The sequence below is a fragment of the Streptococcus sp. CF7_Ac1-8 genome, from assembly GCF_024295435.1.
GTDB classification, from domain to species: domain Bacteria; phylum Bacillota; class Bacilli; order Lactobacillales; family Streptococcaceae; genus Streptococcus; species Streptococcus mitis_AP.
In genome coordinates this window covers 67,509-88,867 of sequence record NZ_JANCPI010000006.1, presented here as the reverse complement: position 1 = coordinate 88,867, position 21,359 = coordinate 67,509, and the positions used below count along the sequence as shown (strand labels likewise).

Sequence of the window (21,359 nt, the reverse complement as noted above, 5' to 3'; positions counted from 1 at the left end):
GACTGGTAAAACGTGTTATTAGTAATTCTTATAAGTGACTATGACTTGTTATTAAAAAAGACTATAGGTTGATCCCCTTCTCTCGGAGATTGTCCAGACACTCCTCATAGTAGGCATCGTCATGTTCGCTGTATATAGGACTGGTCAACTTTTCCTCTGCTAAATCTTCATAGATAGGGCAAGTCTTGCCACGGTAGTTCTTGTCCATCCACTCTGGACTGACCTTATAGCCTCGGTTAGCCATCTCCTCCATGATTAAGCGATGATAGGCATAGAGACGATAGGGCGAGTGAGTAAAGACATAGTCCACTGTCGCATGCTTTCTGCCCCAGCCATTGCCACGCAGGGCGCAACACTCTCGATGTTGCCCCAAGAGTTGAGGACGGGGAAGTTGTGAAATCAAAGCCTCATGCCAAAGTCTCATGACAATCTCCTTTCAGTAAAGTCGAATGTTGCAAGTAGGTATTGGGATAGCGATCAAGCAAGTCTCGAGTCTTAGTGATCAAGTCTTCCTTAGAAACCTGACCAAAGCGGTAGCGATCAAGCAAGAGCATGTAGTCCTTGCGCTCATCATCTGTCGCTTTCTTTTTAAAATAGCCCCAAATATGCTGAAAAGCATTGCAAACCTGACCCCTGTGTTCTGGAATCTGACAGGCACGGTCAATCATCTCTTGAACCATACTCACCTCCACCTCTTCATTCTTGAGATACTGACGAATCTCATTGTAAATATTGCTAGAATGACTCAAAACGAGGTATTTATTTCTAGCCCAGAGTTGTTGGCACTGGGATTTTTGATTAGTTGCTTCCATGTTTCTCCTTGTTTTCTATCAGTTTCCAGGAAATATGGAAACAAAGTTGCATCTAAAAAATTAGCGAATCAATGACTTCACATGACTGACTGTATGAATCTTTTTTCATCTTCTAAAAATTTCCTGACACTTAGGAAACAAAGTAATAATTTTCTTTTAATTCTCGGAAACGATCAAAACCGAGAATGCCCTCATTTTGTAATCTGCCTAAAACGACACTAGGATGAATATCTATCTCCTCAGAAAATCGAAGGATATCTGTCTTATCAAAGTTTCCTTTTTCTACAAAAGCTTGATAATCTTCTGGTCTAATCAAGAAATCCTTTGCAAACCGGTCTGCCTGTTCCTCAGAACGAAGATAGGACTCACTGTTTCCTTCATCAGATGAAAAATCATTTTCCAGAATGTGCCCAATCTCATGAAATAGTGAGAACCAAAAAATATCTGACGCTTTGTTTCGATCCGTAAGTAAAAGCAAGGCACTACCATTACTGAATTTTTTAGTCGCTCCATTTAGATTGGCATTTGGCAAAGCAGGTAGACCTACTAGGATCACACCACAGTCTAGCAAGATATCATACAAGCATTGAGGGAAAACTTCTGGATTTTGTCTTGTCAACTTTCTCAACACAGGCAGGCTTCTCTCTAGCTTTCTGCGATTTAACTTAGTTGTCGTTTTATCACGTGCTTTTTTAGATGCCAACTCCAGCATGATATTAGAGTTGACTATACTTTTAGTTGTAAACTCACGCGTATTCCGATAGCTGACTAAATGGTTAAAAGATGTAAGGTTTTCTAAACTTGCCACCCCTAGAATCTTGCGAAGCTCGACGATCTTTTCTTTCAAAGTATAGCGTTTGTCTGGAACGTAGCCTTCTTCCTTAAAATACTTGAAATCAATCATCTCACAGATGTCTTTCTCGCTACCTTCTTCTAGCTCTCTTTGTTCTACAATCTCTGCCACTTTTACATCGTAAGCATTTTGAAGATTGAGCCAAGTTTGCATGGAAACTCCGCTTAGCTTGGCAAGCTTATGAGCTGTTTCTTTACTAATGGACTCCTCAGCATTGACCAGCTTGCTGACAGTTTTTGCTGAAACCCCCAAACGCTCCGCAAATTCTTTCTGCGTTACGTTATACTCTTCAATCAACTCTTCAACATACTGACCTGGATGAAAAGCAATCAGGTCTTTGTATTCAACAATTTTATTACTCATAGTGATTGCTGACCTCCTCTATTTTTAGGATTTCGATTTCAACAGGACTTGGAAACACCTTTTCTAAATCCTCTTCACGAAATTCCACAATCAACCGATAGGAACTCTTTCGACCATCTATATCTAAAGCAAACTGTCCCTGTTTCTTTCCCTTTAGTTGGTGAAAGTGATACTTAGGAAAATCTTTCACACTAGCCAAAGAATCCACCGCTTCCAAAAAGTTGATCAACTGATGCAATTTTACAGCAATCTTATCCGAAAAATCTTTTTTCGCCTGTCTCAGCTCTGTGCACTGCTTTTTAACAGTTTTGTTTGTATAGATAAGCTTCATATGTCCCTTTCTGTTCAAATTAAATTACCTAATAGGTAATTTAATTATATCATCTTTAGAAAACAAAAACCAGCCAAAAGTTAATTTGGCTGGAATTTCAAATCAGATTGACGTATCTAACTCCTTCCCCCATCACCCTTCAAACTCTTTCAAAAACTTTTTGAGTTCAACATCGGCTTCTGGTGTGGTTCCGTGGAGTTGGTTCAGCATCTCGAGTAGGGAAGCGGTTTGGTTTTGGATTGCTTTATTTGTCGTATTAATCTTACTGACGATATCTGTCAGCGGTTCAACTTCTTCTTCCTCAAAGGTATCTACATAGCGAGGGATATTGAGGTTATAATCATTTTCGACAATTTCTTCATATCTTGCTAAATGGGCAAACTTGTCAATCTCCTCACGAGACTTGTAGGCCTCTAAAATCTTCTCGATATGAGCATCCGTCATGATATTCTGGTTTTTCCCTTTATCAAACTCCTTAGAGGCATCGATAAAGTAAACATCACGATTGGTACGGTTCTTTTTGAGAATGATGACCGTAGTCGGAATGCTAGTATTAAAGAAGATATTGGCAGGTAGACCGATAACCGTATCAATGGCTCCTTCTTCTAACAAGGCCTTACGAATGGTCCCCTCCGCATTTCCACGGAAAAGAACACCGTGGGGAAGAACGATAGCCATAACTCCATTATCCTGCTTGAGATGGTAGTAACCATGCAAGAGAAAGGCAAAATCAGCCTTGGACTGGGGAGCCAGTTTCCCAAAAGGAGAGAAACGAGGATCCGCCATAAAGCCAGAACTTGCGGACCACTTGGCAGAGTAGGGAGGATTCATGAGAACACCGTCAAAGTTGGTCGGCTCTTGAGTAGGCCAGTCTTCATCCAGTGTATCGGCATTGTGGAGGAATTGATTCTCAACAGGAACACCGTGTAGAATCATGTTCATCCGAGCCAAGTTATAGGTTGAGGTATTGAGCTCCTGCCCAAAGTAGACCACTGTCTGCGGTTTGTGAGAGTATTTCTTGGCATTGAGCAAGAGAGAGCCAGACCCCATAGTCGCATCATAGATGGTAAAGCCTAGCTGATCCTCACGACCCAAAAAGGCAATCTGGGTCATGAGCTTGGCAACAGGCTGAGGTGTATAGAACTCACCAGCCTTCTTACCTGAGTCAGTCGCAAACTGACCAATCAGATACTCATAAGCATCCCCCAGCATATCGCCAGCATGACCAGCTACATCTAGCACAGCCAACTCTTTCATAACTGCCGCCACCGTTTGGTTTTGCTTTTGCGGAGTTGCCCCTAACTTTTTGGAATAGAGATCAATATCTTCAAAGAGATTTTCATAGAGTTCGTCACTCTGCTCGATATCACGAAAACCCTGAGCCAAATCTTCCAACTGGAAAGTCCCCTCATTGACACGCGCTACCAGAGCCGTAAAGGTCAACTCAGGCTTGATACTATAGTTGAGTTCATCCTTCATAACTGCAAGAAGATCCTCATGGGTGCCCGCATCCTCATAGTAGTTACGATAGATCTCAAGAGCAGCCTCTAGACTCTCACTCCCCTCCTCCATAGTCTCCGCCACGAAAAAGAGCATCTTATCTGACAGATACTTATAAAAGACCATACCCAAAAGATAGGACTTATAGTCATTAGCATCCATCTTAGAGCGGAGAACATCCGCTGAGTTCCACAGGGCTTGGTAAAGCGACTGGGACGTTTGTGTTGTTTCCATAATGTTTCTTTCTTTTTTATAAATTTAAAAATCTATCTATTGCTTCAATAATTTCATTTCTAATTCTTCAAAATATTTTTGACGTAATTTTTTCTGTAAATCACTATCCAATGCAATACGTCTTAAAGCTTTATCTTTAAAGTTTGGAACTACTTCTGTATTTCCTCTGTAATCAATTATTTCTTTTTTTAGGTTACAAATCTTTAATATCCTTGAAAAATCAGATGAAGCCAAACTTGCTTCAACGATAGAAGTTATATTATCAACCGTTGAAGATACATCAAATTCATCTACTAAACTTTTAAAAAATTCTTCAACATCCTCTTTACTAGGTTTATTATTTTGAATACAGCTACCTTCCAAAAATTCATCGAGTCTTTTTTTCAAGGCAATACTTATTATTTTATCTTTCTTTTCTTTACAAGATTCAATGATACTTTGTTGAAGATTTTTAATTTTTTGTTGTTTTTCTTTGTCATCATCAAAATGTAAGCATGACTTCACGACTTCTTCATCAACAAGTATCATCTCTACTTCATTAAATGGAAGAACAAAAATACCCTGTTCTTTGTACACTTGAATACTACTTTTATCCATCCAATCATTATCTATAATTCCGTATGCTGTATTACCATGTAAAAGTTGTAAATTATTATAGGCTTTTGTATGCTGGATGACCTGTTTATGTCCTTGAACTGGTTTTACAAAACAAAAATCACTAAATAATTTGGAATAAATCTGATAGTCTATACTATTTTTAGTTCCTTCACAAAATAGTATTGGTTTCTTTGTACCTGATACTTCGGTTAATAATTTCAAAGGTAAATTTAGAGAATCATCTAATTTCTGGTATTCCAAGTTGTAAGGTGCTTCAAATTTCTTACACCATATATAAGTAGCATTTGTTCTTGATTGGACAAAATCCATATTATGCGAAGCAAAAATAAATTGACAATCATGTCGCTCTGATATTAGCAAATCCCATAATTCATTATAGACAGCTGCGTTTAGAAATGTTTCAGGTTCATCAACCACAATATAGCTATTTTCTGGAGCAAGAAGAACGTTACCAATATAAAATAATACACAGCGTTCCCCATCGCTAAGGCCATTTATACTATATTTATCTCCATTTCTTACAACTTCTAAAACTCTATCATCAGATTCAGGATAAAATGTTATTTCTGGGAAAATTTGATTCCATATTTGCTCCACTCTGTCCAATAAAGCAATGGACACCTCTCCTACTACCCTAGCATTATCAGTCATTACTTTTGCAAAATCTTTTACCCACAGTGTTATCAGTTTAGTAAAAGTGCCCGAAAAATCATCTTCAATCTGGTGAGTCTGTATTTCAATCGTGTCATATTTAATATTCACCTCTTTCAAATCTTGAATGTATTTTTCTTTAGTAATTCCATTACGATTGTGGGTATTAGACACAAAATACAATAGTTTTTGAGCAGGTAAGACATACATCTCATCTATACTATTCTTTCTTAATTCATTAATAAGACTAGTTTTCCCTGCTCCGTTAGCTCCTATAATAACAGTCGTAGAATCTATTTTAGCAATGAAAGAGAAAAGTTTAATTGCTTTAAAATCCTTTAAAATTTGAGGTAGATTTGTTTCATACGTATAAACATCACTACCATGACAACTAAATATATTTCTTAACCAATTCTCACGTAGTTTTTTATACTTTTCTGTCACATCACCAGATAAAAACTCATCATCTAATTCGTTATTAATCAAATCAATAAGAGATGAAAAATCATTATCTACTTGCTGATATTGATTCTCATATGCTTCTTTTTCATAATCAGCTAATTGACTAAAGATATCTTGAAGTCTTTTCTTTTCGGATTCTATATTTTCAATTAATTCTTTAATAGAGCTATACATGATTCCTCCTTAAATAAACATATCCTGTAAAAGTTTCTTTTTGAGTGTTTCTAGCTGAGAAATTTTTTCTTGGTGAGAGTTGATGAGGTTATCTAGGTTTGAGAAGTAAGTGCCGATGGCTTGTTGTTCAGGAAGAGATGGCACAGATATTGAAATATTCTCTAAGTATGTGTAATAAAGATTTGCTACACTTCCACCTTCAACTCGTTTGGCAAACTCTTTTTTCATTTTTGCATTAAAATAATATGCGATAAACAACGGATTGTTAGGTGTATTATATACGGAAATCATTTCACCAATTGCAACACCTTTCAGTGACAACCAACTACAATTTGCAAAATCTAATGGATTTTCACCAACCCGAGGTACTAATACCTCATTACCAGAACTCAATTTCAAATTTTCTTTAGGAATTGATGTGTACGAGTATATTTTATCTATTTTTGTGGAGAATTTTGTATACAACTCGCCATAACGTACACACGGTGTTGTTGCCTCATCAGTCACTGACCATTTCGGTGCACTTTTTCCATAATAGAAAGAGCCAAACTCTCCAATTGTTCCTTTCTCCCACTCATCTTCAAATCCATCTAAACGAATCTCAGGGACTGTCTGTCCAACTTTTGGAAACATCTTGGAGAGCATGGTCATCTTGAGAGATTGATAGTTGGCTAGATTATCTTTGTAGCTTACCAAAAGATCATCTAGGGTACGGAAGAGGGAGCCAATGGCGGATTGTTCTTCAATTTTAGGATGATACACTTTGTAGTTCCCAAGTTGTGGAGCTGTCAATTGAGGAACACCCGTAGATTCATTTAAAATTCTCATAGAATTAATCTGATTTTCAAGATAATCAACATCAATTTTTTCCGATTGAAGAGTCAGGAGTCTAACAATTGGAGTAAAATTTTCATGTCTTGCTACTGCATATCCAACATCTCCACGACCCGTAACAGTCACTGCAGGAGCTTTCACTTTATAATCTTCATAAAATCCAACGATTCCTTTGTTTGTCAAAGCATTTGCAATAACAGGATATTTTCCACTTTCCTTCAATTTTACTTTATCTACATCACCACCAGCAGATATTTTGACTATATCTGCAATTCTATCTTCTTCCCAAACACTATTAAATCTGTTAAATCTAATTTTGGGAATTTTTCTATTCTGATTTTTCATAATCACTTCTTTCTGACTGTTTTAACACGTTAGATTCATTCTTTATTTTCAACACTTTTTCACAATAAGCATCAAAATGATTATTAATAATATCAACTAAATCATTTTTTAAATCACTTGATCTCTTATCAATATCAGATTTCTTAAAATTATTTCTTCTAAAAACTTCATTAATGTAAAACTTTGACTCATCTTCTTCATGTAAGACTTTCTTTTTTTCTTCAAAATTTTCGTTTGAAATTTTTACATTTAAATCTCCATGTAATAAAGTTAAATTCCCTAAATTATTCTTGTTAGAATCTCCTGGTTCAAATTTACTTTGAGGTATAATATGTTCTAATTGCCAAATCAATTTACCTTTATGATCTAACTCTGTAAAATCGATTGTTCTATCATTATTTTTAAATTTCTCAATGCTAACAAGCAGAAAACGAGTGAAATGAACATGGTTCCCACTATAATAGTTAGTTCGAAATAACTGTTCATCCTCAATAAATTTCTGAATTATCTTTTGATAGTCACCCAATTTTAAATATTTATGTTTCTTGTCTTGTTCCATAAAATATTCCAGAAATCTATTACCAAACACATTTTGCAAACTATCCAACAATTTATCCATAATTTATTCCCTTATCTCCCAACCCTCAACGGCTCAATGACTTCCTCTACTAGCTGAGTATAGGCTTCCTTGATTTGTTTTTTATAGAGGAGAGGATTGAGGGCATCCGCCACCTCTAACTTATAGTCCTGATAGCGCTGGCTCTTAGTCAACTGGCTTTCTCCTAGTTGTTTTTTAGCTCCCTTACGGTAGTGTTCGACATAGTAACGGAGTTCATCTTCGCCGACATACCAGCGCTTGCTAAAGACTTGGATGTGTTGCTGGATGACCGCCTCGATCATCTGATCCAAGATATTTGCGATAGACTGACCACGATAGCTTTCTGGATAGTCTTGAACTTCTCTCCACAGTTCAGTGATGATCTGGGCAAGATTTGGATTGGTCTTCTCAAGACTCTGAATATAGTTATCCACGGCTTCCCTATCTTGAGCGCTTAGGTTCTTTTCTTGACTTTGACCTTGTTCAATCAGGCTTTGAATCAAGGTTAAGATATAGGCATAGTTGATCTCATCCACTTGGATAGACTCCAGTTCATAGTGGATATCAAGTGGTTCACCATCGTCATCATCCTCTACTCGGCTTTTTAATTCAGCAAGGACATTTCGATAAAGACCCAGATACCTTTCCAACTTTTCTCCATCAAGTCCTGTCTGACTGTAAAGCTCTTCCTCATCATACTCTTTATACACTCGGATAGAGGCTAGATATTTATCAAAGGATTGATAGGTTTTAGCTAGTTTCCTCAACTCAGGCGTAGAGACTTGCTCGAAATCTAGACCATTCACATAGTCATCAGTAGCAAGATTTTTGAAATCACTGCAACTCCTCAAAAAGTTTCTCTTCTCCTCTTCCCAACTCGGAGCTAGGACCTCGTTTTCACCACCATTTGAGTAGAGCTTGAGGGCATTATCTACGGCTTCCTTAAAGGCTAGGGGCTTTTGGAAGGTGATGATATGACCGTAGGTCTTACTGCTATCAAATATTCGATTGGTTCGACTAAAAGCCTGAATCAAGTCCTGCGGTTGCATAGACTTGCGGTCGATAAAGAGAGTTGACAGACAAGGGGCATCAAATCCTGTTAAGAGACGATTGACCACGATAACCAAGTCCAACTGTTCATTGCGATAGAGGTATTTGTCCTGCTTTCGAGCTAGGCGGTTATTGACATCCGTATTAAAGCCACGAAGATCCGCCATGGTAAAGTGGGTATCAAACTCTTGGTTGTAGTCCTCTAAGACTTGCTTCATGTGGTCTTGATTGGCTCTTGAGTCTTCTTCATTTTCTGTGACCGAGTAGGTGATGGTCGCCTTTGGAAAGTCAGGAAGGACCTGCTTAACCCTTTCCGATACCTTGACTCTCGTCTCCCCAGCCTTGACCCGTTTGAGGAGGTCGTAGTAGGCTTGGGCTTGAGGGATTGACTTGACAGTCAGGATAGCATTATAGGTCTTACCTACTCCCTTTTGGAAGCCTAGCTGTTGGCGGGATTTATTGATAATAGCATCCAAGACTTCCAACATATGCTCCTCATCCTCGTAGACAATATCTGGTATGTCCTTTTCGGATTTATCCGTGATGAGGGTATTGCGATAATCCACCTTAAAACCTAAAACTGCTCCATCATGGATAGCTTCCTTGACTGTATACTCATGGAGACGGTCACCGTACTGTTGCTGGGTGCTTTGAGCTAGGTCACCGACCTGCTGGCGTTTATTTTCCTTAAAGATAGGTGTGCCTGTAAAACCATACCAAAGCGACTGTGGGAAAAAGACCTTAATGTCTTTTTGTGTTTGAGGCGTTACGGCACGGTGGCATTCATCCACGACAAAGGCCACTCGAAGACCCTTGATTTTGTCCGCATCACGCTGGTAAAGTCCTTGCTCAAACTTACGCATCATGGTAGTAATTTTCTGGATGGTGGTCACCACGACACGCTTATCATTGCTTCCCAGTCGCTTGACTAAATCATGAGTATTATCCGTCTCATCAATATCAATGACATCATTGGTCGCATAGGAGAGAAAGGACGATGTAGTCTGTTGGTCCAAGTCCCTGCGGTCAACGACAAAAATCGTCTTTTGGATGGATGGAATCTGAAGGAGATTCCGCGCTACCTTATAGGAGGTCAAGGTCTTCCCTGAACCTGTCGTATGCCAGACATATCCTGATGCTTGCTGGCGAGAAGCTTCTTGCACTGCTTCGATGGCGTGGATCTGGTAAGGACGCAGAAGGATAAGAGCCTTCTTACTATCATCAAGAACAGAATACTGCATGACCATCTGATGAGCACGAGGTATGGAAAGGACTTCGTGGGCAAAGCTGGTCAAGCTCGTTATGGGTTGGTTGTCTTTATCCACCCACTTGGTTAGAAATTGCTTGTTGAGTTTATTTTCCCTAGCTGCAGCGATATAGCGTGTGTCTACTTTATTGGTCACAACAAACATCTGTAAGCTAGAGTAGATGCCACGGAACTTGCCTTCGCGGTCATACTTCTTGATTTGATGAAAGGCATCTAGAAAAGCAACTCTGGGACTTTTAAGCTCGATCTGAATCATTGGAAGGCCATTAATCAAGAGGGTCACATCTAGCCTGCGGTCTTGATCCTGAGGATTTATCTTATCTCTCTCAACTTGGTTGACAACCTCATAACTAGACTTACCAGCTGCGATATTGTCTCGCCAAATGACAGATAAACGGATAGTCCCCAAACTAGCATCTTCTCTCTGAACCTCAACCTTGGCAATGCCATTTTCGCCGACCAACCACTTGGCCGCATCATAGTAGCTAACAAAGTTCAGTTGATTCTTTATCTGGCATTTTTCCTGTTCTGTCAGGGGATGATCTGCCAATAGAGGCACATTGTTCTGGGCTAGCTTTTCAAAGAAGTTTTCCCATAATTGCTCTTCAGTTTTAAGGTCATCTCTGTAAGTCCATTGACTTTCCCCAGTTACCAGTTGGTTGATCAGTTGTTTTTCTATCTCCAGTTCTGGTTTTACCTGTATCATACTCTCTCCTTTGCTACTTGTCCACTCCCTATATTATAGCATGTTTAGCCTCAAATTCCATCACTCTTCCTCTTGCAAAAGCAATCTTCCCCCTTTCTCCTCTAAAATATGGTATAGTAGAAATATACTATCTATGAGGAGTTTACATGTCACAGGATAAACAAATGAAAGCTGTTTCTCCCCTTTTACAGCAAGTTATCAATATCTCATCGATTGTCGGTGGGGTTGGGAGTTTGATTTTCTGTATTTGGGCTTATCAGGCTGGGATTTTACAGTCTAAGGAAACCCTCTCTGCCTTTATCCAGCAGGCAGGTATCTGGGGGCCACCTCTCTTTATCTTTTTACAGATTTTACAGACGGTCGTCCCTATCATCCCAGGGGCCTTGACCTCGGTAGCAGGGGTCTTTATCTACGGACACATCATCGGGACTATCTACAACTATATTGGCATCGTGATTGGCTGTGCCATTATCTTTTATCTGGTGCGCCTCTATGGGGCTGCCTTTGTCCAGTCTGTCGTCAGCAAGCGCACCTATGACAAGTATATCGGCTGGTTGGACAAGGGCAATCGTTTTGACCGTTTCTTTATTTTTATGATGATTTGGCCGATTAGTCCAGCTGACTTTCTCTGTATGCTAGCTGCACTGACCAAGATGAGTTTTAAGCGCTATATGACCATCATCATTCTGACCAAACCCTTTACCTTGGTGGTTTATACCTACGGTCTGACCTATATTATTGACTTCTTCTGGCAAATGCTTTAACATGTAAAAAATCCGTTTGGTTTCCCAAGCGGATTTTGTGCTTTATTTTGAGACTTCTTTTGCAAGAACAAAGTTCCCAAGTGTGGCAGAACCATTTCCTGCGACTGCTGGCGTCACAATGTAGTCACGCACATCTGGTACTGGTAGGTAGCCATTAAGAAGAGCTGTGAATTTCTCACGGACACGGTCCAGCATGTGTTGTTGAGCCATGACTCCACCACCAAAGACAATCACGTCTGGGCGGAATGTCACTGTAGCATTAACCGCTGCTTGAGCAATGTAGTAGGCTTGAACATCCCAGACAGAGCTGTTGAGTTCAATATTTTCACCACGAATACCTGTACGAGCTTCGAGACTTGGTCCAGCCGCAAAGCCTTCCAAACATCCTTTGTGGAATGGACAAACACCGTTGAATTCTTTTTCAATATCCATTGGGTGTTTAGCCACATAGTAGTGTCCCATTTCAGGGTGACCCACACCACCGATAAACTCACCACGTTGGATAACACCAGCACCGATACCAGTACCGATTGTATAGTAAACCAAGTTTTCGATACGGCCACCAGCATTGTTACGGGCAACCACTTCACCATAGGCAGAACTGTTTACGTCTGTTGTGAAGTACATTGGCACGTTTAGGGCTCTACGAAGGGCACCAAGCAAGTCCACATTTGCCCAGTGAGGTTTTGGAGTTGTTGTGATAAAGCCATAAGTTTTTGAGTTTTTGTCAATATCAATCGGACCAAATGAACCAACTGCAAGGCCAGCAAGGTTATCGAATTTTGAAAAGAACTCGATGGTTTTATCGATTGTTTCGATTGGAGTTGTTGTTGGAAATTGTGTTTTTTCTACAACGTTAAAGTTTTCATCACCGACAGCACAGACAAACTTTGTACCGCCCGCTTCCAAGCTTCCATATAATTTTGTCATGATAAACCTCTTGTTTTTATTTTCTTTATTATAGCATATTTTAAAAATCTAAGTTTCTCAATTTTTTAGATTTTTCTCTGTAAATCTTACCATTCAAGCAAAAACGAACAAACATGTCATTTGTTCGTTTTCATTTTGAGAGGGAATGTAGTACTCAATGAAAATCAAAGAGCAAACTAGGAAGCTAGCCGAAGGCTGTACTTGAGTACGGCAAGGCGAAGCTGACACGGTTTGAATTTGATTTTCGAAGAGTATTAGGCTTTCACTTCGATAAGAGCATCATCCTTCGCAACTGAACCTGTTGCGATTGGAGCTACTGAAGAGAAGTCAGCTGTGTTTGTAACAATAACCATTGTTGTATCATCAAGACCAGCTGCGGCGATTTTGTTTGAGTCAAATGTTCCAAGAACATCGCCAGCTTTTACCTTGTCACCTTGAGCAACTTTTTGTTCGAAACCTTCACCGTTCATTGTTACAGTGTCGATACCAACGTGGATCAAGACTTCAGCACCATTAGTTGTTTTCAAACCAAAGGCGTGACCTGTCGCAAAGGCGATTGAAACTTCAGCATCAGCTGGTGCATAAACCACACCTTGGCTAGGTTTCACAGCGATACCTTGTCCCATAGCTCCACTTGAGAAGACTGGGTCATTGACATCAGCAAGAGCTACAACGTCACCAACGATAGGAGTTACAAGTGTTTCATTTTGAAGAGCTGCTGGAATGTTACCAGTTGTTTCTTCTTGGACCAAACGTTCTGTCTCTACTTCAGTAGCAACTTCTTTTTCATCCTCATAACCAAACATATAAGTAAGAGCAAAACCAAGAACGAATGATACAGCTACCATAAGAAGGTATTGTGCAAGTTGTCCGTTACCGATGTAAAGCATTGTACCAGGGATGATGGTGATACCATTACCAGTACCTGCAAGTCCAAGGATAGAAGCCAATCCACCACCGATTGCACCAGCAATCAATGAAAGGAAGAATGGTTTACGGAAGCGCAAGTTAACCCCGAAAATAGCAGGCTCTGTAATACCTAGGAAGGCAGAAAGAGCAGCTGGGAAAGCAAGTGTTTTTAGTTTTGGATTTTTAGTTTTAACACCAACCGCAACAGTCGCAGCACCTTGAGCTGTCATAGCAGCTGTGATGATCGCGTTGAATGGGTTAGCATGGTCAGCAGCAAGCAATTGAACTTCAAGCAAGTTGAAGATGTGGTGCACACCTGACACAACGATCAATTGGTGAACCCCACCAATCAAGAAACCACCAAGACCAAATGGCAAGCTGAGGATCGCTTTTGTAGCGATAAGGATGTAGTTTTCAACGACGTGGAAGACCGGTCCAATGACAAAGAGTCCAAGGATAGACATGACCAAAAGTGTAACAAATGGCGTTACCAAGAGGTCAATGACATCTGGAACAACCTTGCGGACAGCTTTTTCAAATTTAGCTCCGACAACCCCGATGATGAAGGCTGGAAGAACAGAACCTTGCAAACCAACAACAGGGATGAAACCAAAGAAGTTCATAGCTGTTACTTCACCACCTGAAGCGACTGCCCAAGCGTTTGGAAGCGAGCCAGAAACAAGCATCATACCAAGAACGATACCAACGGCTGGATTTCCACCGAATACACGGAAGGTTGACCACACAACCAAACCTGGCAAGATGATAAAGGCTGTATCTGTCAAGATTTGCGTGTAAGTTGTCACGTCAGCTGGAAGTGTCATTCCAAGAGCAGTCAATAGACCACGTACACCCATGAAAAGACCTGTTGCTACGATAACTGGGATGATTGGAACGAAAACGTCACCGAAAGTACGGATAGCACGTTGGAACCAGTTCCCTTGTTTGGCAGCTTCTGCTTTCATATCATCTTTAGATGATGTTGGCAAACCAAGTGCAACAACTTCATCGTACATTTTGTTAACTGTACCTGTACCAAAGATGATTTGGTATTGACCTGAGTTAAAGAAAGCACCTTGAACTTTTTCCAAGTTCTCAATCACTTCTTTATTGATTTTTCCTTCATCTTTGACCATGACACGAAGACGAGTCGCACAGTGGGCAACACTGTTGACATTTTCACGTCCGCCCAAGGCATCGATGACTTTTTTTGCAATTTCCTGATTGTTCATTTGCAAAAATCTCCTTATTATAGAATTTTGTTATTGTTTGAAAGCGATTTTATTCGCCCTACGACTTTTATTTTATCATGTTTCAAAAATATGTCAAGCGTTTTGCAGAAAAAATATTTGTTTCTTAGAGTAAGGTCCTTTGTTTTGATATATTGTGAGAGTTTTATGAAAGTGTTCTTTAAAAAAATAGTTTAAAATCTGAGTTAAAAAGGATTTTATTTCACTTTCTTTCAATTTTCTGCAGATAGATGATTGATTTCCTGCTTTTGATTTATGATAAACGTTTGGCAGTTTTTTCTCTTTTTTAACATAAAAGGCTTGCATTTTTAATCGAAAACGGTTACTATTAAAAGTGATAAGATTTTTGGAGGAATGAATGAATGGAATGGACAACTGAGCGTCGTTATAGACCCTATGAAGATTGGACGCAAGAAGAAATTCAAAATATAAAGAAAAATATGGCACAATCTCCATGGCATACTCATTACCATGTTGAGCCAAAAACAGGACTTCTCAACGACCCAAATGGCTTTTCTTACTTTGATGGCAAGTGGATCCTCTTTTACCAGAATTTTCCTTTTGGTGCAGCCCACGGTTTAAAATCTTGGGCACAGCTAGAAAGTGATGATTTGATTCACTTTAAAGAAACTGGAATCAAAGTTTTACCAGATACTCCATTAGATAGCCACGGTGCCTACTCTGGTTCTGCCATGCAGTTTGGCGATAACTTGTTCCTATTTTATACAGGAAATGTCCGCGATGAAAACTGGATCCGTCACCCGTACCAAATCGGTGCTTTGATGGACAAGGATGGCAAGATTACGAAGATTGACAAGATCTTGATCGACCAGCCAGCAGACTCTACTGACCACTTCCGCGATCCGCAAATTTTTAATTTTAAAGGTCAATACTATGCCATCGTCGGTGGACAAGATTTGGAGAAAAAAGGCTTCGTTCGTCTCTACAAAGCTATTGACAACGACTACACAAACTGGCAAGCTGTTGGCGACCTTGACTTTGCTAACGACCGCACTGCCTATATGATGGAATGCCCAAATCTGATCTTTGTAGGGGAGCAACCTGTCCTTCTTTACTGCCCACAAGGATTGGATAAGAAAGTTCTAGATTACGATAATATCTATCCAAATATGTATAAGATTGGGGCTTCCTTTGACCCTGAAAATGCCAAAATGGTAGATGTGTCTCAACTTCAAAACATGGACTATGGTTTCGAAGCCTATGCAACTCAAGCCTTCAACTCTCCTGATGGACGTGCTCTAGCTGTTAGCTGGCTTGGTTTGCCAGATGTTTCTTACCCTTCTGATCGTTTTGACCACCAAGGAACCTTCTCTTTGGTCAAAGAACTCACTATCAAAGACGGTAAACTCTACCAATACCCAGTCGCAGCTGTCAAGGACCTTCGTGCTTCTGAAGAAGCCTTCTCAAATCGTGCCCAAACCAATAACACTTACGAACTTGAACTCAACTTGGAAGCCAATAGCCAGAGCGAGATTGTCTTACTTGCTGATAAAGAAGGCAAGGGACTTTCAATCAACTTTGACCTTGTAAATGGTCAAGTGACAGTGGATCGTAGCCAAGCTGGTGAACAGTACGCTCAAGAATTTGGGACAACTCGTTCTTGCCCAATCGATAACCAGGCTACTACTGCTACAATCTTCATCGATAACTCTGTCTTTGAAATTTTCATCAATAAAGGAGAAAAAGTATTTTCTGGTCGTGTCTTCCCACATGCGGACCAAAATGGTATCCTGATCAAATCTGGAAACCCAACTGGAACTTACTATGAATTAGATTATGGTCGCAAAACTAACTGATGTCGCCAAACTTGCAGGCGTCAGCCCTACTACCGTTTCTCGGGTTATCAATAAAAAAGGCTATTTATCAGAGAAAACTATTCAAAAGGTCAATGAAGCCATGCGGGAATTGGGCTATAAACCCAACAACCTAGCTCGTAGTCTGCAAGGAAAATCGGCTAAATTAATCGGCTTGATTTTCCCAAATATTTCCAACGTTTTCTACGCAGAATTGATTGATAAGCTGGAACACCAACTCTTCAAAAATGGTTATAAGACCATCATCTGCAACAGTGAGCATGATTCTGAAAAAGAACGCGAGTACATCGAAATGCTGGAAGCCAATCAGGTGGACGGTATCATTTCTGGTAGTCACAACTTAGGAATTGAAGACTACAATCGTGTGACAGCACCGATTATTTCCTTTGACCGAAACCTATCGCCAGACATTCCAGTCGTTTCCTCTGACAACTACGCTGGTGGGGTTCTTGCTGCCCAGACCTTAGTCAAGACAGGCGCCCAGTCTATCATCATGATTACAGGAAATGACAATTCTAACTCGCCAACTGGACTACGCCACGCTGGCTTTGCATCTGTTCTCCCCAAAGCACCTATTATCAATGTTTCCAGTGACTTTTCTCCTGTCAGAAAAGAAATGGAAATCAAGAATATCTTGACTCGACAAAAGCCAGATGCCATTTTTGCTTCAGATGATTTGACAGCTATTCTGGTCATTAAAATTGCTCAAGAACTAGGCATTTCTGTTCCTGAAGAGCTCAAAGTCATCGGCTACGATGGGACCTATTTTATCGAGAACTACTACCCTCATTTGACAACAATTAAGCAACCTTTGCAAGAGATTGCCTGCCTCACTGTTGATCTTCTCTTGCAGAAGATCGAAGGTAAGGAAGTTGCGACAACAGGCTACTTCTTACCAGTTACCCTATTACCTGGAAAAAGTATTTAATACTCAATGAAAATCAAAGAGCAAACTAGGAAGCTAGCCGCAGGCTGTACTTGAGTACGGCAAGGCGAAGCTGACGTGGTTTGAATTTGATTTTCGAAGAGTATAAGCACAAGAAAACTCAGACCGATTCGTCTGAGTTTTTTTATGATCTTAAGTTTTCGAGATAGCGCTGGGCTGTCTCTAAGTTAAAGGTTTTATCTGCGATAAGTCGCTCAACCAGAGGAGCAACCTCGGATTCACTGGCACCTGCAAGGAGAGCTAGGGATTTGGCCTGCAATTTCATGTGGCCTTGCTGGATCCCTGTACTCACCAAGGCTTTGAGGGCCGCAAAGTTTTGGGCGAGACCGATAGACACGATAATCTGAGCTAATTCTTTAGCAGATGGATTTCCCAGCAGTTCATGATTGAGGGCTACACGAGGGTTGAGACCGATAGAGCCACCCTTTGTCGCTACAGGCATAGGCAGGGTCATCTCACCAACCAATTCTTCTCTTTCAAGGTCCAGCGTCCATTGACTAAGACCTTGGTAGCGCCCGTCTCGACTGGCAAAAGCATGAGCTCCTGCCTCAATAGCACGCCAGTCATTACCAGTGGCAATCAAAATGGCATCAATACCATTAAAAATCCCTTTATTGTGGGTAGCAGCTCGGTAAGGATCAGCCTGCGCAAACTGACTAGCCAAGGCTATCTTCTCTGCAATTTCTCGTCCTTGATCCTTTTGGCGACTCAAATAGCGAAAGGCGATGCGACAGCTGGCTGTCACTAGAGAATCGGTCGCGTAGTTGGACAGGATTCCCATGAGACTTTGTCCCTGACCGAGTTCTTCTAAGACAGGTTTCAAAGCTTCCAGCATGGTGTTGAGCATATTGGCTCCCATGGCTTCCTGGGTATCGACATGGAGATAAACAACGAGAAAGTCTGTTTCACCTTTAATCTGCCCGACATGCAAATCACGTGCCCCACCTCCTCGTTTAACGATAGAAGGATAGGCTTGATTGGCAAGTTCTAAGAGCTCCGCTTTCTTACTGGTAATCTTCTCTTGTACTTGTTCAGGTTCAGCAACTTGATAAAGTGCTACCTGCCCAATCATCTGACGATCATGTACTTGAGCAGTAAAGCCACCTGCTCGCTTGATGATTTTACTGGCATAGCTAGCCGCTGCAACCACAGAGGGTTCTTCTGTCACATAGGGAACGGTGTATTCCTGATCATTGACAAGAACCTCTGGAACAAGCGAATAAGGTAGAGAAAAAGTTCCCACTACATTCTCACTCAGCTGGTCTGCAACAGCCACACTCATCTGTTCATCCTGCTCCAAACTAGTTTGCTTATCAGGACTAAGGAGCGCCTGAGCTTTTAACAGCTCAAGGCGCTCATGGTATGATTTTTTAGAAAATCCATTCCAACTTATCTTCATTATTTTTCAACCTTGCTATAACGGCGTTGGTGGTCCACAATTTCAACCAAGGCAAAATCTTGATTTTCATAGCCAGCAAACTGGGCAGAGTTTGTTTCATCCAAGTCTACTTCCTCAAAGAAGACCTTTTCATAGTCTGCAACGGATAAGGCAGTTCGTTGGTCAAGTTTGTTCAAGCGGTCTTTATCCAGATAAGCTTCATATCCTTCAACCAATTCACCACTGAATAACTCAGCTACAGCCCCACTTCCGTAACTATAAAGGGCAATTTTATCCCCAGCCTTCAAGCTATCTGTATTTTCCAATAGAGACAAGAGTCCGAGGAAGAGAGATCCTGTGTAGATATTCCCCACCTTTTGACTGTAGAGAATAGACTGGTCAAAATGCTTTTGCAAGAGGTCTTTTTTCTCTTGAGACAGGCTCTTATCCATGATTTTTTTCAAGCCTTTTAGCGCTAATTTAGGGTAAGGCAAGTGGAAGCAAACAGCTGCAAAATCATCTAAGGTAAGCTGGTAACGTTTTTGGTATTCAAGCCAAGTCGTTTTCAAACTATCCAAGTATTGCTGGGTAGAATAAACACCATTTACATAAGGAGTTGTAGAGTAATTTGGACGCCAGAAATCCATAATGTCACGAGTCTGAGCCACATTATCGTTATTAAAGGCCATAATGCGTGGATTCTGTGTAATCAACATGGCCACACTGCCAGCACCCTGAGTGGGTTCTCCCGGAGTTTCAATACCATATTTGGCAATATCACTGGCAATGACCAAGACTTTGGACTCTGGAGAATTTTCCACATGCAATTTGGCATAATGAAGGGCAGCTGTCGCTCCATAGCAAGCTTCTTTAATCTCGAAACTACGAGCAAAGGGCTGGATGCCCAGCAAGCCATGCACAAAGACGGCTGCAGCCTTACTCTGGTCAATTCCTGACTCGGTAGCCACAATGACCATATCAATTTCTTGTCTTTCTTGCTCAGTTAAAATAGAGTCGCTTGCACTAGCCGCCAAGGTCACGATGTCCTCAGTTAGGGGTGCAATACTCAATTCCTTGAGCAAGAGTCCTTTACTTAATTTTTCAGGGTCAATTCCCCTCGCTTCTGCTAAGTCTTGTAATTTCAAGACATATTGACTGGTCGCAAAACCAATCTTATCAATACCGATTGTCATATTTACCTCTGTTTTATCATTCATTGTAAAAAATCGTTCTATACTATTTTATCACAAATGGCAGTAAAAGAGAGAAAAAAGACTTGATTCACCAAATCAAGTCGCTTATTATTCTAACTATTATGCTGTTTTCGTAAGTAGGAATACAGTCTAAGAATCACTGTTCCGCTAGCCATTCCAATGGAAATCACCAAAGCCAACATAACAACCAAGGTTGCACTAGCAATGGCATGACTGTAATCTCCTGTCACAAAAAAGGCAGTTGTCCGATAGGAGAGATAACCCGGAACCAGAGGTGCCAAGATGGCCAAGATAAAGACCACAGCAGGTGTTTTATAAAGAATACTTAAAATCTGGCTGACACAAGAACCAATAATGGCCGCAATGAAGGTGGCTACAATGACATTGGTTGGTTCCTTGAGCAAGAGATAGATTAACCAGACAGCCATGCCCAAAATCCCCCCAGGTAAGAGCATAGAGCGTTGCACATTGAGTACGATTAAAAAAGTGATAATGGCAAGAAGACTTGCCACTGCTTGTAATAAAAAGGTTGTTAGTGTCATATTAGTTCATCAATACCAAGGCGACAGAAGTTCCCGCCCCTAAAGCAAGGGTAATGAGTAGAGATTCAAACATCTTACTCATACCAGAGTTTATGTGGTTGGTCATAATATCACGAACCGCATTGGTCAAAGCAATACCTGGTACAAAAGGCATGACCGCACCAGCTATAATCAAATCCGCTGTTGAAGGAAAACCTGTGTAGCGAGCCCAAAATTGGGCAATCATCCCAAAGACAAAGGCTCCAGCAAAGGCTGTCACAAAGGGAATTCGGATAAACTTCTCCACATAGAGAGAAAAGGCAAAACCAAATAAGGTCGCCACTCCTGCCCCAAGTGCGTCGTAGATATTTCCACTAAACATAATTGAAAAGAAAGGAGCACTAAAGGTCGCAGCCAGAGTTACCTGCAACTTAGTATAGGGAAGGGGTTGGGCTTGCAAGTCCGTCAATTGCTTGAAGGCTGTCTCTAAACCAAGCTTTCCACCTACCAACTGACGAGAAATCTGGTTGACATCGCAGACTTTTTCGATGTTATAAGAAGAGGAGGTCACGCGCTTCATACGCGAAATATTGGTATTTTCAATGGAGAAAAAGATCGCGGCAGGCATAGCAAGAACATTGCAATCCACAATCCCCTGCGAATGCGCAATACGGATCATGGTATCTTCTACACGATGAATCTCTGAACCACTTTTTAAGAGAATGGTCCCTGCTAGCATAATCACATCGATGACGGCATTTAATTCTTTTGACTCTTCCATGCGTTCCTCCTTTTATCAACTCCCTCTATTCTA

The 21,359-nt window shown here is 40.6% G+C and carries 18 protein-coding genes; 3 read left to right on the top strand and 15 right to left on the bottom strand.

Annotated features, from left to right (window positions below; all coding sequences use genetic code 11):
- Window positions 1–61: 61 nt before the first annotated feature.
- The 9 genes from NMM26_RS04510 to NMM26_RS04470 form a co-directional block, all read right to left on the bottom strand.
- Window positions 62–424, bottom strand: coding sequence for a TIGR02328 family protein (locus tag NMM26_RS04510; RefSeq protein ID WP_001241801.1), 363 nt, complete (start codon window positions 422–424; stop codon window positions 62–64).
- On the bottom strand, window positions 408–812 hold the full coding sequence (locus NMM26_RS04505; RefSeq protein ID WP_254753873.1) for a YbgA family protein: 405 nt from the start codon (window positions 810–812) through the stop codon (window positions 408–410). Before NMM26_RS04505 ends, NMM26_RS04510 begins: the two co-directional genes overlap by 17 nt.
- A gap of 130 nt (window positions 813–942) precedes the next feature.
- Window positions 943–2,028, bottom strand: a complete 1,086-nt coding sequence (locus NMM26_RS04500; RefSeq protein ID WP_254753872.1) for a HigA family addiction module antitoxin — start codon at window positions 2,026–2,028, stop codon at window positions 943–945.
- A complete protein-coding gene (locus NMM26_RS04495) occupies window positions 2,021–2,359 on the bottom strand; it encodes a type II toxin-antitoxin system RelE/ParE family toxin (protein ID WP_254753871.1) in 339 nt (112 codons plus the stop codon). Before NMM26_RS04495 ends, NMM26_RS04500 begins: the two co-directional genes overlap by 8 nt.
- 132 nt (window positions 2,360–2,491) lie before the next feature.
- Window positions 2,492–4,093 (bottom strand): type I restriction-modification system subunit M, encoded by a 1,602-nt coding sequence (locus NMM26_RS04490; protein ID WP_254753870.1) that lies wholly within the window; start codon window positions 4,091–4,093, stop codon window positions 2,492–2,494.
- A 36-nt stretch (window positions 4,094–4,129) separates the two neighbouring features.
- Window positions 4,130–5,998: an AAA family ATPase gene (locus NMM26_RS04485; RefSeq protein WP_254753869.1), complete on the bottom strand. Its 1,869-nt coding sequence runs from the start codon at window positions 5,996–5,998 to the stop codon at window positions 4,130–4,132.
- 9 nt (window positions 5,999–6,007) lie between these two features.
- On the bottom strand, window positions 6,008–7,177 hold the full coding sequence (locus tag NMM26_RS04480) for a restriction endonuclease subunit S (protein ID WP_254753868.1): 1,170 nt from the start codon (window positions 7,175–7,177) through the stop codon (window positions 6,008–6,010).
- A complete protein-coding gene (locus tag NMM26_RS04475) occupies window positions 7,161–7,796 on the bottom strand; it encodes an HNH endonuclease family protein (protein WP_254753867.1) in 636 nt (211 codons plus the stop codon). The genes NMM26_RS04480 and NMM26_RS04475 overlap by 17 nt, the downstream gene beginning before the upstream one ends.
- Window positions 7,797–7,807: 11 nt before the next feature.
- Window positions 7,808–10,798, bottom strand: coding sequence for a type I restriction endonuclease subunit R (locus NMM26_RS04470; RefSeq protein WP_254754450.1), 2,991 nt, complete (start codon window positions 10,796–10,798; stop codon window positions 7,808–7,810).
- 146 nt (window positions 10,799–10,944) lie between these two features.
- Here NMM26_RS04470 and NMM26_RS04465 point away from each other — a divergent pair, with 146 nt between their 5' ends.
- The gene (locus NMM26_RS04465) at window positions 10,945–11,562 is read left to right on the top strand and encodes a TVP38/TMEM64 family protein (protein ID WP_000076168.1); all 618 of its coding nucleotides are present in this window, start codon (window positions 10,945–10,947) and stop codon (window positions 11,560–11,562) included.
- A 42-nt stretch (window positions 11,563–11,604) separates the two neighbouring features.
- On the opposite strand, the gene scrK is transcribed toward NMM26_RS04465, so the two are convergent.
- Both scrK and NMM26_RS04455 read right to left on the bottom strand, forming a co-directional pair.
- Window positions 11,605–12,492 (bottom strand): fructokinase ScrK, encoded by an 888-nt coding sequence (gene scrK, locus NMM26_RS04460; RefSeq protein WP_033685440.1) that lies wholly within the window; start codon window positions 12,490–12,492, stop codon window positions 11,605–11,607.
- 254 nt (window positions 12,493–12,746) lie between these two features.
- Window positions 12,747–14,633 carry a sucrose-specific PTS transporter subunit IIBC gene (locus tag NMM26_RS04455; RefSeq protein WP_254753865.1) on the bottom strand — a complete coding sequence of 629 codons (1,887 nt, stop codon included), beginning with the start codon at window positions 14,631–14,633 and terminating at the stop codon, window positions 12,747–12,749.
- 380 nt (window positions 14,634–15,013) lie between these two features.
- On the opposite strand from NMM26_RS04455, the gene NMM26_RS04450 reads away from it, so the two are divergent.
- Together NMM26_RS04450 and NMM26_RS04445 are read left to right on the top strand one after the other, a co-directional pair.
- Complete coding sequence (locus tag NMM26_RS04450; RefSeq protein ID WP_254753864.1) at window positions 15,014–16,468, top strand: sucrose-6-phosphate hydrolase; 1,455 nt, start codon at window positions 15,014–15,016, stop codon at window positions 16,466–16,468.
- A complete protein-coding gene (locus tag NMM26_RS04445) occupies window positions 16,449–17,414 on the top strand; it encodes a LacI family DNA-binding transcriptional regulator (protein WP_000226006.1) in 966 nt (321 codons plus the stop codon). Before NMM26_RS04450 ends, NMM26_RS04445 begins: the two co-directional genes overlap by 20 nt.
- A 142-nt stretch (window positions 17,415–17,556) precedes the next feature.
- Here the strand turns inward: NMM26_RS04445 and NMM26_RS04440 are convergent, their stop codons facing one another.
- The 4 genes from NMM26_RS04440 to NMM26_RS04425 all read right to left on the bottom strand — a co-directional run bounded on the left by NMM26_RS04440 (window position 17,557) and on the right by NMM26_RS04425 (window position 21,326).
- Entirely contained in the window at window positions 17,557–18,831 is a 1,275-nt protein-coding gene (locus tag NMM26_RS04440; protein ID WP_254753863.1) for a hydroxymethylglutaryl-CoA reductase, degradative, read from the bottom strand.
- On the bottom strand, window positions 18,831–20,003 hold the full coding sequence (locus tag NMM26_RS04435) for a hydroxymethylglutaryl-CoA synthase (protein ID WP_254753892.1): 1,173 nt from the start codon (window positions 20,001–20,003) through the stop codon (window positions 18,831–18,833). The genes NMM26_RS04440 and NMM26_RS04435 overlap by 1 nt, the downstream gene beginning before the upstream one ends.
- 113 nt (window positions 20,004–20,116) lie before the next feature.
- Window positions 20,117–20,566: a threonine/serine exporter family protein gene (locus tag NMM26_RS04430; RefSeq protein ID WP_049550918.1), complete on the bottom strand. Its 450-nt coding sequence runs from the start codon at window positions 20,564–20,566 to the stop codon at window positions 20,117–20,119.
- Window position 20,567: 1 nt separating this feature from the next.
- The gene (locus NMM26_RS04425) at window positions 20,568–21,326 is read right to left on the bottom strand and encodes a threonine/serine exporter family protein (RefSeq protein WP_254753862.1); all 759 of its coding nucleotides are present in this window, start codon (window positions 21,324–21,326) and stop codon (window positions 20,568–20,570) included.
- Window positions 21,327–21,359: the final 33 nt, after the last annotated feature.